Origin of the sequence: Sphingobacterium bambusae (genome assembly GCF_033955345.1) — a bacterium.
Classification (GTDB): Bacteria; Bacteroidota; Bacteroidia; order Sphingobacteriales; family Sphingobacteriaceae; genus Sphingobacterium; species Sphingobacterium bambusae.
The window spans coordinates 1,778,081-1,793,909 of sequence record NZ_CP138332.1 but is presented as its reverse complement, the minus strand read 5'-3'; the positions used below and the strand labels follow the sequence as shown (position 1 = coordinate 1,793,909).

Genomic DNA, 15,829 nt, shown 5'->3' with positions numbered 1-15,829 from the left:
TCTTACTAATAAAAGGCATACATTACGATGAATTATTTTCTGGTCAAATCGGAACCCTTTAAGTACAGCTGGGAGCAGTTCAATAAAGATGGACAAACTTTCTGGGACGGTGTGCGTAATTTTCAGGCACGAAACAATCTAAAAGCGATGAAGAAGGGCGATTTTGTTCTTTTTTATCACAGTAATGAAGGTAAACATGTAGTCGGTATCGCCAAGGTGGTCAAGGAGTTTTATCAGGATCCAACAACCGACGACGAACGTTGGGTAGTCGTTGACTTGGCACCCGTGGAGACCTTTAAGACGCCAGTAACATTGGAAACGATAAAGACGGACGAATTTCTTCAGGACATTGCTTTGGTGCGCCAAGGACGTCTCTCCGTTATGCCCTTGAAGGCGGAAGAGTTTGACCGTATCGTTGCTCTAGGTAACGAAAGTGCATAAAAGACAAAAAAAAGAGAGCGAAAGCTCTCTTTTTTTTGTCGGTGTGACTAACCTTTTAGTGCTGCGTTGACAATATTCTTTAATTCGAGTGCATCTTCTGGCTTCACTTTCCCGCCCAAAATTAGGCGTAAAGCGCGACGTTGAGATGCTTTTTCGAACAGTTCGTGTTCCAATGCTGTTTCAGGAAGCAGTTCAGGAACCTTGCTCGGACGGTTTTCTTTATCAATAGCCACAAAGGTATAATAAGCTTCGTTGGATTTTTCTTTTGTACCTTCTGGTAGATTCTGCGCAAAGATTTCCATGCGTACTTCCATGGATGTGGAGAATGCGCGTGTGACCTGTGCCTGTATCGTTACTACCTCACCCAACTTAATGGATCGCTTGAAGGATACGTTATCAACGGATACGGTTACAACAGGGCTATTCGAATGCTTTTGTGCTGCCATGGCAGAACATATGTCCATCCAATAAAGCAAGCGGCCGCCCATTAAGTTACCAAAGGTGTTGGTGTCATTGGGAAGGACGAGTTCATTCATCTCCGTATAGGATTCCCGTGCAAATTTTTTTGTCATACGTTATTGTATAAGGCTAATTGTTTTTCTATTTCCTGAAATGAAGTAGCTAAAGCTGTGGGCTGAAAGCCTAGTTCATCCTTCGCTTTGCGGATGATAAATCCTGTTTTGCGAGGCCGGTTTGTCGCCTGCCCGATAGCCGCAGCCGAAATGGGTTTTATATAGCTACTGTCCAAGTTCCAGAAGTTGGCTACCGCCTGAGCAATCTCTAATATGCTCATTAGCGTATCGCTGGATATATGGTATATGCCCATTGCATTTTTTGTCGCAGCAAGGATGCTGGCATCTGCCAAATCGTCCACCCAAGTGGGCATGCGCCATTGGTCTTCAACAACCGTTATCACCGTGTTCTCGCTCAACTTTGCTTTTACCCACAGCACAAAATTGGATCGGTTGGGATCCTGAATATGGCCATACACCAGTATAGTGCGCAGGATTGCGGCCTTGCAGCCTGAATGCAAGATCGCCTGTTCGGCTTTCCATTTGCTTAAACCATAATTGTTGCATGGCTTCGGTGTGTCAGCTTCATGATAAGGTCCTGCCGTGCCATCAAATACGAAGTCGGTGGAAAGGAAGGTCAGGTGTATGTCCTGCTCGCGGCAACAGGCCGCGATATGTGCAACTAGTGTTACATTCATGGCCTCGCACTCCTCCGGATTATTTTCACAGGCCTCGACACTAGTCATGGCCGCCGTGTGGATAATATGGGTAGGCTGTTGCTCTACTAACAGTTTTTCCAACGATTGCGCATCTGTCAAATCGCTTTGTACAAAAGTGTAGCCTATAGTGTTGGGATTGCGATTTGGGCTTTTCGATGTTGCGATGATTACCGCGCTTCCTTCGCTGGTCAATTTATCGACGAGTTTCTGCCCTAAAAATCCGTTGGATCCTGTGATAAGTATACGCATAGCTGACTTCAGGCTTAGTTTGTCCATATGAAGTCCATTTTAGGCTGCTGCATGGAATTGTCAATCACGTGGCGTTCCAGTTCAACGATTGAGCGAAGTGCCCGGTAGTCTATTTTTTCGGGATCGTCACTCGGCATGTGGTAGTCCTCATGTCCGCCGGTATGGAAAAACAGTACCGGAATATTTTTTCGGTAGAACGAGGTCTGATCAGAGCCTCCATTTCCATCCTTGCTCGTGTAAAATTTGATCTCGCTTTGCACACCTTCGAATATGGCTGGAAATTTGGAACTTGTACCGTAACCGATAATGGCTACACCGTTATTTGGGTTGTAGCGCCCAATCATATCCATGTTGAGCATCCACTGCACCGTGGCCAACGGGATCGTAGGGTGCTCCGTGAAGTGTTTCGACCCCAATAGTCCGAGTTCCTCGGCACCAAAAGCGATGAAAAGGAGGTTATAAGGTTCTTTGCTTTTGTTAAGGGCATAATGTCGGGCGAGCTCCAGCAGGCCTGCAACGCCCGATGCGTTGTCGTCGGCACCATTGTGGATCTTGCCTACGCCTAGCGAATCTTTGGAGCTGCCTTGGTGTCCTTCGCCCAAGTGGTCATAATGTGCACCGATGACGACGGTATATGCTGCACCGTTGTCAATGAACCCAATGATATTGTCCGCTTGTCTGATGCTATCGGGAACGACCACACGGGTCACCTTTGCGGTAAAGGATTGACGGTACCCCACTGTTCCCTTTGGAAGAAGTCCGTAGCGTTTAAACTGCCTTTCAATGTAGTTCGCTGCTTTCTCTACCTGTTTGGAGCCGGTTCCTCGGCCTTTCATGTTGTCGTTCGCTAAAAAATAGATGTGCTTTTTGAGACGTGCCGCATCAATCTGGGCAAAGGATATTTTTCCGAAGAACAAAAACGATAAGCATAGCGCTATGGTTTTGATGTAACGGGCATTTTCTTTCATGTCCAAACTTAGAAAAATTCGCTTTGATATGCAAGCTATAGGGGAAAGGGCAAGTGTAGCCTTGGCATATAATTAAAAAGCCCCGATTCGCAACTGAACCGGGGCTTCTATTAATCTTCTAGTACCTCACTGTTTGCAGATTCTTTTTCTACATGCTCCTCCTTGAAATAGCGACGCTGAAATATCAAGATAAGAAACACTCCGACCGATATGGCAGAGTCTGCGACATTAAAGACCGGTCTGAAGAACAGAAAATGTTCTCCGCCCCAAATAGGGAACCATGTTGGGAAGTTTCCTTCAAGCAAGGGAAAATATAACATATCAACCACTTTTCCGTGAAAGATGGAAGAATAGCCGCCGCCTGCTGGAAAAAGTACCGCTTTCTCGTAGAACGTGCTTTCGCTGAAGATCAATCCATAAAATGTTGAATCGATGATATTTCCCAGTGCGCCGGCAAAGATCAATGCGACATTCAGGATAAATCCGCGATGGTATTTGTTTTTTACCATATAATAGAGGCCGTAACCTATACCTGCGACAGCGATTATTCTAAAGAGTGTCAAAAACAACTTTCCGAATTCTCCTCCAAACTCCATTCCCCAAGCCATACCGTTGTTCTCAATGAAATGAATCAGGAATTTGTTGCCCAGCACCTTGAAGTCTTGACCGATCGTCATGTTCAGTTTTACCCAAAACTTGGATAACTGATCCACCAAAAGAATAATTACAATAAGTAACAGAGGTCTTGTGTAGCCTTTCATATATACGAAAAATGAGCTAGCCCCAAATTTTGAGGCTTTCTCATTTTATAAAATCTTAAAAATTAATACTGTTTGTTTTTCGCTTCGATGCTCAATGTCGTGTGAGGTACAGCTTTCAATCTTTCTTTTTGAATGAGCTTACCTGTTTCCCGACAGATACCGTAGGTTTTGTTTTCTATACGGACTAACGCTGCCTCCAAGTTGTCAATAAACTTCTTCTGGCGCGCAGCAAGCTGATTGACTTGCTCCTTTTCTAAGGTTGCAGAACCGTCTTCAAGCGTTTTGTAGGTGCCTGCTGTATCGTCGGTGCCATTTGCATTACTGTTGCTCAGTGTTGAAGTCAATGATGCTAACTCCTCTTTTGCAATACGCAACTTTTCAAGAATAATGTCTTTAAATTCTTGCAGTTCGGCGTCACTGTAGCGTGTTTTTTCGTTAGTCGTTCCCATAGTTAAATTTTAACAATAAATACCTTTAATTCTATACCATCAATATCGATAGTATCTCCAGACTCCACGGATTCTTTAAAGTCTAAAGACTCTGCTAGAATTTCGGTGCAAATATACGACAAATTATTATTGACAGCATCTTGTATTTCAGGATTTTGTGTTACGTTTACATGAATTCTATCTGTAACCTCAAGTCCTTTCTCTTTACGAAGGTTTTGTATTCTATTCACCAATTCACGGGAAAGACCTTCTTTTTTGAGCTCGGCTGTAATGTTGATGTCTAATGCGACGGTTAATTTCCCTATGTTTGCGACCTGCCATCCGGCAACATCTTCTGCAATAATCTCCACATCTTCCGGTTTGATACTATATGCCGTGCCTGTAAGCTCCAAAGCCCCTGTCTGTTCCAATATATTGATTTGGCTATCGTCGAGTGCTTGGATGGCTGCGGCAACGATTTTCATATCCTTACCAACTTTCGCGCCAAGAACTTTAAAATTCGGTTTTATTTTCTTTTTTACGATTCCTGTTGTATCCGTAATGAATGAAATATCCTTGATGTTGGTCTCCGAGAGGATAAGCTCTTTGACTTTCTCCACCTTAGTTTGAAATGCAGCATTCAATACGGGAACCAAGATTTTGTTCAGTGGTTGTCGCACGTTGATGCCGGTCTTTTTGCGGAGCGATAGCGTCAACGACGATATGTCCTGTGCTAAAGCCATGCGTTCTTCCAAGTCTTTATCCACGAGTTCCGCGTGGAATGCAGGGAAATCCGCCAAATGAACAGACTCGTGGTTCTCCCGTCCCGATCCAGCATGCAAATCAAGATACAGCTTGTCCGAGAAAAACGGCGAGATTGGCGACATCAGCTTCGCAATGCTATCCAAACAGGTGTATAGCGTTTGGTATGCCGAAATTTTATCGTCGCTGTAGTCTCCTTTCCAAAAGCGGCGGCGACATAAACGAACGTACCAGTTACTGAGGTGTTCATCCACAAAATTTTGGATCGCACGGGCCGCTTTCGTTGGCTCGTAATCGGCATAGCATTCGTCCACTTCTTTGATCAAACTGTTTAACAGCGAAATGATCCAACGATCTATTTCCGGACGTTGCTCGATAGCGATATCGGCCTCGCTGTAACTGAAGTTGTCAATGTTGGCATACAGGGCAAAGAAGGCGTAGGTATTGTACAGTGTGCCGAAAAATTTACGACGCACTTCATCCAGCCCTTCCTCGTTAAATTTCAGATTGTCCCATGGTGCCGCATTGCTGATCATGTACCATCGTGTGGCATCAGCGCTGTATTGGTCGATAGTCGCAAATGGATCAACGCCGTTTCCAAGTCGCTTGGACATCTTGTTGCCATTTTTATCCAATACCAATCCGTTGGACACGACGTTCTTGAATGCTACTGATCCACGGATCATGGTGGAAATCGCATGCAACGTAAAGAACCAGCCGCGTGTCTGATCAACTCCCTCAGCGATGAAATCAGCTGGGAAAGCTTCGTTATAACCCTCGTTGAACGGATAGGCGTCGCCACGTTCGAGCTTCTCATGATCCAACCCCCATTGTGCATAAGGCATAGCACCAGAATCAAACCAAACATCAATCAGGTCTAGCTCCCGAAACATCTTTTGTCCGTTTTCGGATACTAAAACCACATTATCGACATAAGGACGGTGTAGATCTAATGCGTCTGTATCGAATTTGTCCCAATACTCTTGGTTGATAGCTTTTTCTTCTGCGCTCAATACCGACGAATCCAAAGCAAAGCGTAGTTGGCTCTTTAATTCGGGCATGGAACCGATACATATCTCCTCGTTCTCGTCGGCCGATCGCCAAATCGGTAGCGGTGTTCCCCAGTAGCGAGAACGCGACAGGTTCCAGTCGACCAAGTTTTCCAACCAGTTGCCGAAGCGACCCGATCCGGTTGCTTCCGGTTTCCAGTTAATGGTCTTGTTGAGGCCTACAAGTTGTTCCTTAACGGCGGTTGTGCGAATGAACCAGCTATCTAGCGGGTAGTATAAAACCGGCTTGTCGGTACGCCAGCAGTGGGGGTAGGTGTGTTCATATTTCTTGACATCAAACGCCTTATTTTCTTCCTTCAGCTTGATGGCGATAAGCACATCTGTAGGGCGGAAGTCTTTCTCTGCGCGTTCTTCTGCCGAATAGTATTCTTCTTTTACAAAGCGGCCGGCGAAGTCCGTGATTTCTTTTACGAATCTACCGGTACGGTCTACCGTTGGTACATCCTTTCCGTTTTCATCACGTACCAAAATTGCCGGGATACCGTGTTCTTTGCTGACGCGAAAGTCATCCGCTCCATAGGTTGGCGCAGCATGCACAATACCAGTACCATCTTCGGTAGTCACAAAATCCCCCGGTATTACCCGAAAGGCATCGCGTTGCAATTCCTCATTGGTGATGTAGGGAAGGAGTTGATGGTAACGTAAACCAACAAGTGCTTCGCCCTTAAATTCTCCCGCCAGCTCCCAAGGTACCACTTTAGCACCTACTTGAAAATCTTGAAATGGGGCATCTTTACCTTCTGCTTTGAAGTGTTTAGCGATAAGGTTTTTAGCCAAAATCACTGATACAGGGGTGCCCGTGTACTGGTTGAATGTCTTGATTTTTACGTATTCTATGTTCTTGCCGACAACCAGTGCTGTGTTGCTTGGTAAGGTCCATGGCGTTGTTGTCCAGGCGATGAACGCCACGTCTTCCTCCTCGGATTCGACTAAGTCGCTGATCAAGGGATGCACCTGCGTTTTATCCAAGCGGAATTCCGCGACGATCGTCGTATCTTTCACATCCTTGTAGGTGCCCGGTTGGTTAAGCTCGTGCGAGCTTAAGCCGGTTCCTGCAGCGGGTGAATAGGGCTGTATGGTGTAGCCTTTGTAAAGAAGGCCTTTTTTGTACAGCTCTTTCAATAGGTACCACAGCGTTTCTATATATTCGTTCTGATAGGTGATATATGGGTTTTCAAGGTCAACCCAATAGCCCATTTTTTGGGTCAGATCATTCCACACATCGGTATATTTCATGACCTCTTTGCGGCAGGCCTCGTTGTAGGCTTCCACGGAGATCTTTTTACCAATATCTTCTTTGGTTATGCCCAAGGTTTTTTCTACCGCCAGCTCAATAGGAAGCCCATGGGTATCCCAGCCACCTTTGCGTTTTACTTGATAGCCTTTCAACGTTTTGTAACGACAGAAAATATCTTTGATGGAACGTGCCATAACGTGGTGGATTCCTGGCATGCCGTTCGCTGAAGGTGGTCCTTCGTAGAATGTGTATGGTTTACTCGCCGGACGATTCGATATACTTTTTTCAAAGATGTTATTCGATTCCCAACGCTTCAATATTTCCTTCCCTATTTCAGGCAGATTTAACTGCTTATATTCCTTATACATCCGAATTTGCTATTGTTTTCTTAAAGGTCGCTAATTTAACGATTTTTAATTTAAGAATAAATAGGGAAAACATCGGAAGAATGACTATGCTTTTCTAGGGAGTTGACAGGCTAAAATAGATCGGACAGATCACCGTTTATGGGGTAACGATGGTAAACAAAACGGCGCATGTAAACAGGCGCCGTTTTGTTAAAAATCCTTAAGCTGAAAAAGAGCTTCCACAACCGCAGGTGCTGCTCGCATTCGGGTTGTTAAATGTAAAACCACGGGCATCCAAACCGTTTTTAAAATCGATTTCCATACCTGCGAGGTACATGCCGTGTGCTTTGTTCATGAAAACACGTATACCCGCAATCGTATATTCGCTATCGCCGTCTTTCTTTTGGTCGAAACCCAGTATGTAGCTCATACCAGAACATCCACCACCTTCAACGCCTACACGTAATCCGAAATCGGCACTTATTTCCTGTTGGTCGATCAACTTTTTCAATTCATTAACAGCCCCTTGGGTCAAGCTTACCGGAACTGTAGCAGTTGCTGTTTCCATATCTATATTGTTCAATTAAAATATCGTTCGTTAACGAACAAATTTACATTTTTTTAGAGACATTTTTGTGTAATGACTATTTTTGACACTAATAAAACATAAATGATCAGTATGGTAAGTAAGGAGTTTGTGGAGTTTTTTACGCAGGTGTTTGCATTTGCTTTGGGTGGCTTGGCTGCCGTTGTGGTTGGGTTTAAGCTGTTGTGGCCACGTGTGGAGTCGTTCCAGTTTAAGCTCCACATGATGCAGCGCAATCGTGCAGAAGATCGAGAGATAAGACAGCTAAAGTTTGCCGCCTACGAGCGCCTTTTGGTGTTGGTACACCGCATGGAGCCCATACAGGTGCTTGTGCGTCAGCATCAGGAAGAGCTGACCTTAGCCACCTTCGTTTCTCGTGCCATCCAAGATGTTGAAGCCGAGTATCAGCATAATTTTACGCAGCAGCTGTATGTGTCTGATGTCGCTTGGCAGGCTGTGACCGATTTGAAGAAAAGTACAGTTAGCCTGCTGCGCCGCGTGCTGGAAACAGAAGCCGGCGAACCTCTTGTTGACCAGTATGTTGCACAGGTTTTGAAGCAAGTGCGTGAGGTTGAGGTAAATCCATATGAGGCTGTACAGCAGCAGCTCAAACGCGAGATGTACCTATAATAAAGAAGATATGCTCTTGCGGTGTGAGTCTTTTGTTTGATTTATACTATATTTGCATCGAATTTAGAAGTTTATTAAAATTTACTCCTTAAGAATAAAATAATGGAAAGAGATCAGGTGGTTTTTAACCTAATAGCTGATGAGCTAAAGCGCCAGGAGGAAGGCATCGAGTTAATTGCTTCCGAAAACTTTGTTAGTAAACAAGTGATGGAAGCTGCGGGTTCAGTTTTGACAAACAAATACGCAGAAGGCCTACCGGGCAAACGCTATTACGGTGGCTGTGAAGTCGTAGACGAAATTGAAACGATTGCTATCGAACGCGCGAAGAAGCTTTTCGGCGCAACATGGGTGAACGTTCAACCACACTCTGGCGCACAGGCAAATGCGGCTGTTTTCTTGGCTATCTTGAAGCCGGGAGATAAGATCTTGGGATTTGACTTGTCGCACGGTGGGCACTTGACGCACGGTTCGCCGGCCAACTTCTCCGGTAAGTTGTACGAACCATTATTTTATGGTGTGAAAGAAGATACAGGGCTGATCGATTACGAAAAGCTAGAAGAAATCGCCTTGCAAGAAAAACCAAAGGTGATTATTTGTGGAGCATCGGCTTATTCTCGCGATTGGGATTATGCGCGTATCCGCAAGGTGGCTGATGAAATCGGAGCACTTGTAGTGGCTGATATTTCCCATCCTTCAGGTTTGATCGCCAGAGGCTTGTTGAGTGATCCACTTCCACACTGTCATATCGTGACGACCACTACGCACAAAACCCTTCGTGGACCGCGCGGCGGGATGGTTATGGTGGGCGAAGACTTCGAAAACCCTTGGGGTATCAAAACACCGAAAGGAGAGATTCGTACGATGACTCAATTGTTGGATCTAGCTGTTTTTCCAGGTACGCAAGGAGGTCCTTTAGAGCACACGATCGCAGCAAAAGCTATTGCCTATGGCGAAGCATTGTCTGATGAATATTTGACATACATCCAACAGGTGAAGAAAAATGCTTCTGTACTGGCGCAGTTCTTCGTAGAGAAAGATTACAACATCATCTCTGGGGGAACAGATAACCATTTAATGTTGGTTGATCTACGCAACAAAGATATCTCCGGAAAAGAAGCGGAAGCTGTATTAGGTAAAGCAGGTATCACAACCAATAAGAATATGGTTCCTTTCGATACGCGCTCACCTTTCGTTACATCAGGCGTCCGTTTCGGTACGGCAGCTATCACGACGCGCGGTATCAAAGAGAACGAAATTATTCAAATCGGTGAATTTATCGATGAGGCATTGGCTAATCGATCAGATGATGCCGCTTTAGATAAAATCCATGATAAGGTTAAAGAGTTGATGGCAGCGTTTCCACTTTACAGGTAATACCTGTATCTGAGCTCTGCTAAGAAATTGGAGCCCCCAAAAGCGCAAGCTTTGGGGGCTCCTTTCTTTAAAGGAAGGAGTGACTGAGACGATTGCAGCAAAAAAAATGAAATTTTTGAAGAACATTATCGTCGATGATTGTTATACCATAGAGTTCAAGCGCGGTTATTGTAACAGCAATGTGGTAGAGTGTGAAGAAATGTTAAATATCAGACTGTTAATTTGAATACTCGTATTTTTTCATTTGATTTGGACTATAATCTAATAAAACGTAATCAAAAAAAGGAGCGCCTATAAAACACTTTACTCTTACAAGTAATTCAAACTAAATCTGGGAGATTTATTATGAAAGCATTAAAAGAAAAAAGTGATCTTGAACTAATTCAAGCTTATATAGCAGGGGAAGAGGCTGGGATAGAGATTCTGTTAAACAGATATAAAACAAAGATATATACGTCCATCTATTTGCAGGTGAAAGACGAATATCTAGCCGAGGATATTTTCCAAGAAACATTTATTAAAGTGATCAACACCTTGAAGTCTGGTCGCTACAACGACGAAGGTAAGTTTTTGCCTTGGGTGGTTCGTATTGCGCAGAATATGGTGATTGACCATTTCCGGAAAGCCAAACGCGGCCCTACGGTGGTGAGCAGTGATGGCTACGACATCTTTGGTGTCTTGGAGTTTGCCGATGACAGTGCAGAATCCAAGTTGATGCTTAGCCAGCGTAACGTCGATCTGCGGAAAATTATTCAACGCCTTCCCGACGATCAGAAGGAAGTCCTCATCATGCGTCATTTTTGCGACATGAGCTTTAAAGAAATTGCCGATATTACGGAGGTGAGCATCAATACTGCCTTGGGGCGTATGCGCTATGCGCTCAATAATCTTCGGAAGATGATTGAAGAACATAATATGATGCTGAACTTGGGTTAACCGCAAAGCTTGTCATAAAAGCATTATGGCCATTCCGGTAGCTCGGAATGGCTTCTTTTTTCAGCAATAATGTCAGGTTTGTGGAATTAAGTACCTCCTTAAGCTGTCATAATGGATGAAATTTGCTATCTTCAAGGCGGTATGGCGTATGTGGAATGTGATTTGATGTACAGCCATTGTATAGAAAATTAATAAGATTATAAGATATGTATTGGATTATATTTATTGGAATCGCACTGATCAGTTGGATCGTGCAGTCGAGGTTTAAAAATAAGTTTAAGAAGTATTCGGAGTTTCCGCTGAGTTCCGGTTTATCTGGAGCAGAAATCGCACAGAAAATGCTTCATGATAACGGTATTTATGATGTGCAGATCTTGGTGGCCAACGAAGGGCAGCTGTCTGACCATTATAATCCGGGGAATAAAACAGTCAATTTAAGTCCGGAGGTATACCATGGACGAAGTGTCGCTGCTGCTGCTGTCGCTGCACACGAGTGCGGACATGCTGTTCAGCATGCTACCGCTTATTCATGGTTGCAATTCCGTTCGGCTATGGTGCCCATTGTTAACATCGCTTCAAAACTGACTTCTTGGGTGCTACTTGCCGGGGTTATGCTGATGTTCGCCCGTCAAAATCCAACGATTTTGGCCATTGGTGTCGGCGCTTTATTTTTGACAACTTTGTTTTCGTTCATCACCCTACCCGTAGAGTTTGATGCTTCAAACCGAGCACTTGCGTGGTTGGAGAAAGCTAATATTACACACGCTCGCGATGAGCACGATGGCGCGAAAGATGCGTTGAAATGGGCCGCAATGACCTACGTGGTGGCAGCTTTAGGTGCGCTAGTGACTCTTTTGTATTACGCCTCCATTCTATTTGGAAGAAGAGATTAAATATATACACGTCAAAGAACCGAAAAATGCGACGCTTGAGTGTCGCATTTTTTATGCTTATAATTATAGGGTAGCTTTCGCGAGTATTTTGTAACTTTGGCACTTAGCATATTAAGAAGATAAATACATGTTTCAGAATTTACAGGATAAACTGGATAGGGCCTTTAAAGTATTAAAGGGACAAGGAAGTATCACTGAAATAAACGTCGCAGAGACGATGAAGGAGATTCGCAAGGCCTTACTCGATGCCGATGTGAATTATAAAACAGCAAAAACGTTTACCGATGACGTAAAGCAAAAGGCCTTGGGCGAGAACGTATTGACAAGTATCTCTCCGGGTCAGTTGTTGACGAAGATCATGAACGATGAACTTACCGCCTTAATGGGGGGCTCCGTTACGGAGCTGGATACAGCAAAGAACCCAACCGTAATTTTAATAGCCGGTTTAAACGGTGCGGGTAAAACGACTTTTTCCGGTAAGTTGGCAAACTACCTACGCGAGAAGAAAGGCAAGAAACCACTATTGGTTGCGGGCGACGTTTATCGTCCTGCTGCGGTGGATCAGTTGCAGGTTTTGGGAAGTCAGGTGAACGTTCCGGTTTACGTTAATCGGGAATCTACTGATCCGGTAGCGATTGCCCGTGAAGGCGTGGAAGAAGCAAAGCGGAATGGACATAATGTCGTTATCGTCGATACCGCTGGTCGTTTAGCGATCGATGAAGCTTTGATGCAGGAAATTTCTGCTGTTAAAGATGCAACGCAACCGCATGAGATTCTCTTTGTTGTGGATTCCATGACCGGTCAAGATGCGGTGAACACAGCAAAAGCATTTAATGACCGCTTGGACTTTACAGGAGTTGTGTTGACCAAATTGGATGGTGATACACGCGGTGGTGCAGCCTTGTCCATCAAGTCCGTGGTTAACAAGCCGATCAAATTTATCGGTACCGGCGAAAAAATGGAGGCGTTGGATGTTTTCTATCCAGATCGTATGGCTTCGCGTATTCTCGGTATGGGTGACGTCGTTTCCTTGGTGGAGCGCGCGCAGCAGCAGTTTGACGAAAAACAGGCTGCCGAGCTACAAAAGAAGATTCGCAAGAATAAGTTTGATTTTAACGATTTTAAGAGCCAGATACAGCAGATCAAGAAAATGGGTAACATGAAGGATCTGATGGGTATGATCCCGGGTGTTGGTAAAGCGATAAAGGATGTCGAAATTGACGACAACGCCTTTAAACCTATCGAAGCCATTATCGATTCGATGACTCCATTTGAGCGCGAAAATCCGGATGCTATCGATACCAAGAGACGCATGCGTATCGCTAAAGGATCAGGTACGGATATTAATGAGGTGAACAAGCTGATGAAGCAATTTGCAGATATGCGTAAAGTCATGAAGCAAATGTCCAATCCGGGGATGGCTGCAAAAATGATGCGCAACATGCCTAAGATGCCGGGCAATTCCTTCTAGTAGCTATAATAAATAAGGAAAGGGAAAGCCAACGGGCTTTCCCTTTTTATTTGCCTTGTGCAGGAGCAGTCAGATGGGCGTAGGAATGGCTAAGCTCTGAAAAAGAAGAGGTAGAGCTGTTTTATTTTTGTTAATGTTTGCCTATTTTTATGGTTAATATTTATTAATTTTGCTCTATGGATGACCCCGCGCAGCTTTCAGAATATGGAAAGATATTGGTGATTGCCCTTGTCGGCATTCTACTTGTGTGTATGACCATTCTGTTGGCGAAAGTACTTTCTCCCAAAAAACCTAATCCCGAAAAACTTAGTACCTATGAATGTGGTGAAGAAGCGCTCGGGAGCTCTTGGGTACAGATAAATCCTCGATTTTACGTTATTGCCTTGGTGTTCTTGTTATTCGATGTGGAGCTAATCTTCGTTTTTCCTTGGGCAACGGTGTTTGGCAGCAGCGAGCTGTCGGCGGCGGATGCACGTTGGGGCTGGTTTACATTAGCTGAAATGGGTATTTTCTTAGGGATATTGATCATTGGCTTAGTGTATGTATGGAAAAGGGGAGACATCTCGTGGATACGTCCTACGCACCAAAAACCGGTGCTTTCCGTGGGCATTCCTGCATCGGCCTATGAACTGATCAACTCGAAGAGCTATGCGGTGCGGGACTATAAGAAAGCCCAAGAAACATCGGTAGATTTAGTGGAAGAAGATACGGCCACGGCAAAGCCTAAGGCATCCTTAGGATTTCGACCTAAATTTAAGTCTTCAAAAGATTAAGATATGAGTACAACAGCACATGCACAAAGCGGAGGCTTGATTGTCGCAAAGATGGACGATCTGCTCAACTGGGCGCGGCTGTCATCGATGTGGCCAGTGAGCTTTGGTATTGCCTGTTGTGCGATCGAGATGATGGGCGCCATGGCCTCCACCTACGATTTGGATCGACTGGGGGTTTTTCCGAGGCCTTCACCACGTCAATCCGACGTGATGATCATAGCCGGAACGGTGACGTTTAAAATGGCCGATCGGATACGCAAGCTGTATGAGCAGATGCCCGAGCCGAAATACGTCATTTCCATGGGTTCCTGTTCAAATTGTGGCGGCCCATATTGGCAACACGGCTATCATGTAGTGAAAGGAGTCGACAAGATTATTCCGGTAGATGTGTATGTGCAGGGCTGTCCTCCACGGCCAGAAGCGCTAATTGGCGCCTTCTTGGAGCTTCAGAAGAAAATAGAAAAAGAAAGCGTGCTCAAGGATCAATACTTTTCCGAGCAGGTATAATATAGTTAATAAGCATTATGGCAAAAGATTTTTATGGTGAGTTGCAGTTAGGGATTCTTGGCGGTGGTCAGCTAGGGCGCATGCTCATCCAAGAGGCAATTAATTACAACGTGAATGTGCATGTGTTGGATCCGGACAAAAATGCGCCCTGCCGTAAATTGTGCAACCGTTTTGAATGCGGATCATTAAGCGATTTCGATACCGTTTATAATTTCGGAAAGGACCTAGACATGATCACGATCGAAATCGAGAAGGTCAATGTCGATGCCTTGGAGAAGTTGGAGGAAGAGGGTGTTGTGGTATATCCGCAGTCGCGCGTTATCCGTCTTATTCAGGACAAGGGGATGCAGAAACAGTTTTTTAAACAAAATGATATCCCAACAGCGCCTTTTCAGTTAATCTCCACACGGGAGAATCTCTACGAATCCAATATAGCCTTACCTTATGTCCAGAAGCTTCGTCGCGATGGCTACGATGGTAAAGGCGTGAAGCGCATCAATAGCGTGCAAGATATTGAGGATGCCTTTCCACAGCCTTCTTTGGTAGAAGAGCTGGTCGATTTTGAAAAGGAAATTGCGGTTATCGTTGCGCGCAACGACCGTGGCGATGTATCGACCTTTCCCTTGGTGGAAATGGAGTTCAACCCCGAGGCCAACTTGGTGGAGTTCCTGATTTCTCCATCGGTACTGCCTTTTGAAATCCAAACACAGGCAGAAGATATTGCGCGTAAAATTGCTGCCGATCTGCAGATTGTCGGTCTCTTGGCCGTGGAGATGTTTCTTACCAAAGATGGACAGATCTTGGTCAACGAACTCGCTCCTCGTCCGCATAACAGCGGACACCAGACGATCGAAGGGAATATTACTTCGCAATTTGCGCAACATCTACGGGCGATATTCAATTTACCTTTGGGCTCTACCGCGGCAAGATCCACCGCTGTAATGATCAATCTGTTAGGAGAAGCCAAGTATGAAGGTCTTGCCAAATACGAAGGCGTAGAAGAAGTGTTGGCCAAAGAAGGCGTATTCGTTCATTTATACGGAAAGAAATATACCAAACCCTTCCGTAAAATGGGACACGTATGTATTATCAACGACGACCGCGAGACAGCGGTGAAGAACGCGCGTTGGGTGCAGGAAACATTGAAAGTAAAAGCTTAAGAATA

At 44.8% G+C, this 15,829-nt stretch carries 16 protein-coding genes; 9 read left to right on the top strand and 7 right to left on the bottom strand.

The genetic code is table 11. The features are described 5' to 3' along the window. The first annotated feature begins 27 nt into the window (after nt 1-27). Nucleotides 28-441 (top strand): EVE domain-containing protein, encoded by a 414-nt coding sequence (locus SCB77_RS07700; RefSeq protein WP_320185848.1) that lies wholly within the window; start codon nt 28-30, stop codon nt 439-441. 47 nt (nt 442-488) lie between these two features. Here SCB77_RS07700 and SCB77_RS07695 read toward each other — a convergent pair whose 3' ends face one another. The 7 genes from SCB77_RS07695 to SCB77_RS07665 form a co-directional block, all read right to left on the bottom strand. Next, complete coding sequence (locus SCB77_RS07695) at nt 489-1,013, bottom strand: acyl-CoA thioesterase (protein ID WP_320185847.1); 525 nt, start codon at nt 1,011-1,013, stop codon at nt 489-491. Further along, a complete protein-coding gene (locus SCB77_RS07690) occupies nt 1,010-1,948 on the bottom strand; it encodes an SDR family oxidoreductase (protein WP_320185846.1) in 939 nt (312 codons plus the stop codon). Before SCB77_RS07690 ends, SCB77_RS07695 begins: the two co-directional genes overlap by 4 nt. Beyond that, nucleotides 1,936-2,889: a M20/M25/M40 family metallo-hydrolase gene (locus tag SCB77_RS07685; protein WP_320185845.1), complete on the bottom strand. Its 954-nt coding sequence runs from the start codon at nt 2,887-2,889 to the stop codon at nt 1,936-1,938. Before SCB77_RS07685 ends, SCB77_RS07690 begins: the two co-directional genes overlap by 13 nt. Before the next feature lie 110 nt (nt 2,890-2,999). Then, on the bottom strand, nt 3,000-3,650 hold the full coding sequence (locus SCB77_RS07680) for a lipoprotein signal peptidase (RefSeq protein ID WP_320185844.1): 651 nt from the start codon (nt 3,648-3,650) through the stop codon (nt 3,000-3,002). A gap of 62 nt (nt 3,651-3,712) precedes the next feature. Continuing rightward, nucleotides 3,713-4,099 (bottom strand): TraR/DksA family transcriptional regulator, encoded by a 387-nt coding sequence (locus tag SCB77_RS07675; RefSeq protein WP_320185843.1) that lies wholly within the window; start codon nt 4,097-4,099, stop codon nt 3,713-3,715. A gap of 2 nt (nt 4,100-4,101) precedes the next feature. Further along, nucleotides 4,102-7,515 carry an isoleucine--tRNA ligase gene (gene ileS, locus SCB77_RS07670; protein ID WP_320185842.1) on the bottom strand — a complete coding sequence of 1,138 codons (3,414 nt, stop codon included), beginning with the start codon at nt 7,513-7,515 and terminating at the stop codon, nt 4,102-4,104. 199 nt (nt 7,516-7,714) lie between these two features. Continuing rightward, nucleotides 7,715-8,062, bottom strand: coding sequence for a HesB/IscA family protein (locus SCB77_RS07665; RefSeq protein WP_320185841.1), 348 nt, complete (start codon nt 8,060-8,062; stop codon nt 7,715-7,717). Between the two features lie 102 nt (nt 8,063-8,164). Between SCB77_RS07665 and SCB77_RS07660 the strand changes: the two genes are divergently transcribed. The 8 genes from SCB77_RS07660 to SCB77_RS07625 all read left to right on the top strand — a co-directional run bounded on the left by SCB77_RS07660 (nt 8,165) and on the right by SCB77_RS07625 (nt 15,824). Beyond that, nucleotides 8,165-8,710, top strand: a complete 546-nt coding sequence (locus SCB77_RS07660) for a DUF7935 family protein (protein WP_320185840.1) — start codon at nt 8,165-8,167, stop codon at nt 8,708-8,710. Between the two features lie 102 nt (nt 8,711-8,812). Further along, nucleotides 8,813-10,084 (top strand): serine hydroxymethyltransferase, encoded by a 1,272-nt coding sequence (gene glyA, locus SCB77_RS07655; protein ID WP_320185839.1) that lies wholly within the window; start codon nt 8,813-8,815, stop codon nt 10,082-10,084. 345 nt (nt 10,085-10,429) lie between these two features. Next, complete coding sequence (locus SCB77_RS07650; RefSeq protein WP_320185838.1) at nt 10,430-11,020, top strand: RNA polymerase sigma factor; 591 nt, start codon at nt 10,430-10,432, stop codon at nt 11,018-11,020. Nucleotides 11,021-11,226: 206 nt separating this feature from the next. Then, the gene (locus SCB77_RS07645) at nt 11,227-11,913 is read left to right on the top strand and encodes a zinc metallopeptidase (RefSeq protein ID WP_320185837.1); all 687 of its coding nucleotides are present in this window, start codon (nt 11,227-11,229) and stop codon (nt 11,911-11,913) included. 127 nt (nt 11,914-12,040) lie between these two features. After that, nucleotides 12,041-13,384: a signal recognition particle protein gene (gene ffh / locus SCB77_RS07640; RefSeq protein ID WP_320185836.1), complete on the top strand. Its 1,344-nt coding sequence runs from the start codon at nt 12,041-12,043 to the stop codon at nt 13,382-13,384. A gap of 176 nt (nt 13,385-13,560) precedes the next feature. Next, a complete protein-coding gene (locus tag SCB77_RS07635; protein ID WP_320185835.1) occupies nt 13,561-14,157 on the top strand; it encodes an NADH-quinone oxidoreductase subunit A in 597 nt (198 codons plus the stop codon). Between the two features lie 3 nt (nt 14,158-14,160). Further along, nucleotides 14,161-14,664, top strand: a complete 504-nt coding sequence (locus tag SCB77_RS07630; RefSeq protein WP_320185834.1) for an NADH-quinone oxidoreductase subunit B — start codon at nt 14,161-14,163, stop codon at nt 14,662-14,664. Between the two features lie 17 nt (nt 14,665-14,681). Further along, nucleotides 14,682-15,824 carry a 5-(carboxyamino)imidazole ribonucleotide synthase gene (locus tag SCB77_RS07625; RefSeq protein WP_320185833.1) on the top strand — a complete coding sequence of 381 codons (1,143 nt, stop codon included), beginning with the start codon at nt 14,682-14,684 and terminating at the stop codon, nt 15,822-15,824. Nucleotides 15,825-15,829 lie beyond the last annotated feature (5 nt).

What these genes read in the sequence shown, in the direction of transcription:
- SCB77_RS07695 (WP_320185847.1), bottom strand. Translation starts at nt 1,013, where the DNA reads ATGACAAAAAAATTTGCACGGGAATCCTATACGGAGATGAATGAACTC.
- SCB77_RS07665 (WP_320185841.1), bottom strand. Translation starts at nt 8,062, where the DNA reads ATGGAAACAGCAACTGCTACAGTTCCGGTAAGCTTGACCCAAGGGGCT.
- SCB77_RS07635 (WP_320185835.1), top strand. Translation starts at nt 13,561, where the DNA reads ATGGATGACCCCGCGCAGCTTTCAGAATATGGAAAGATATTGGTGATT.
- glyA (WP_320185839.1), top strand. Translation starts at nt 8,813, where the DNA reads ATGGAAAGAGATCAGGTGGTTTTTAACCTAATAGCTGATGAGCTAAAG.
- SCB77_RS07675 (WP_320185843.1), bottom strand. Translation starts at nt 4,099, where the DNA reads ATGGGAACGACTAACGAAAAAACACGCTACAGTGACGCCGAACTGCAA.
- SCB77_RS07700 (WP_320185848.1), top strand. Translation starts at nt 28, where the DNA reads ATGAATTATTTTCTGGTCAAATCGGAACCCTTTAAGTACAGCTGGGAG.
- SCB77_RS07630 (WP_320185834.1), top strand. Translation starts at nt 14,161, where the DNA reads ATGAGTACAACAGCACATGCACAAAGCGGAGGCTTGATTGTCGCAAAG.
- ileS (WP_320185842.1), bottom strand. Translation starts at nt 7,515, where the DNA reads ATGTATAAGGAATATAAGCAGTTAAATCTGCCTGAAATAGGGAAGGAA.
- SCB77_RS07650 (WP_320185838.1), top strand. Translation starts at nt 10,430, where the DNA reads ATGAAAGCATTAAAAGAAAAAAGTGATCTTGAACTAATTCAAGCTTAT.
- SCB77_RS07625 (WP_320185833.1), top strand. Translation starts at nt 14,682, where the DNA reads ATGGCAAAAGATTTTTATGGTGAGTTGCAGTTAGGGATTCTTGGCGGT.
- SCB77_RS07645 (WP_320185837.1), top strand. Translation starts at nt 11,227, where the DNA reads ATGTATTGGATTATATTTATTGGAATCGCACTGATCAGTTGGATCGTG.
- SCB77_RS07690 (WP_320185846.1), bottom strand. Translation starts at nt 1,948, where the DNA reads ATGGACAAACTAAGCCTGAAGTCAGCTATGCGTATACTTATCACAGGA.
- ffh (WP_320185836.1), top strand. Translation starts at nt 12,041, where the DNA reads ATGTTTCAGAATTTACAGGATAAACTGGATAGGGCCTTTAAAGTATTA.
- SCB77_RS07660 (WP_320185840.1), top strand. Translation starts at nt 8,165, where the DNA reads ATGATCAGTATGGTAAGTAAGGAGTTTGTGGAGTTTTTTACGCAGGTG.
- SCB77_RS07680 (WP_320185844.1), bottom strand. Translation starts at nt 3,650, where the DNA reads ATGAAAGGCTACACAAGACCTCTGTTACTTATTGTAATTATTCTTTTG.
- SCB77_RS07685 (WP_320185845.1), bottom strand. Translation starts at nt 2,889, where the DNA reads ATGAAAGAAAATGCCCGTTACATCAAAACCATAGCGCTATGCTTATCG.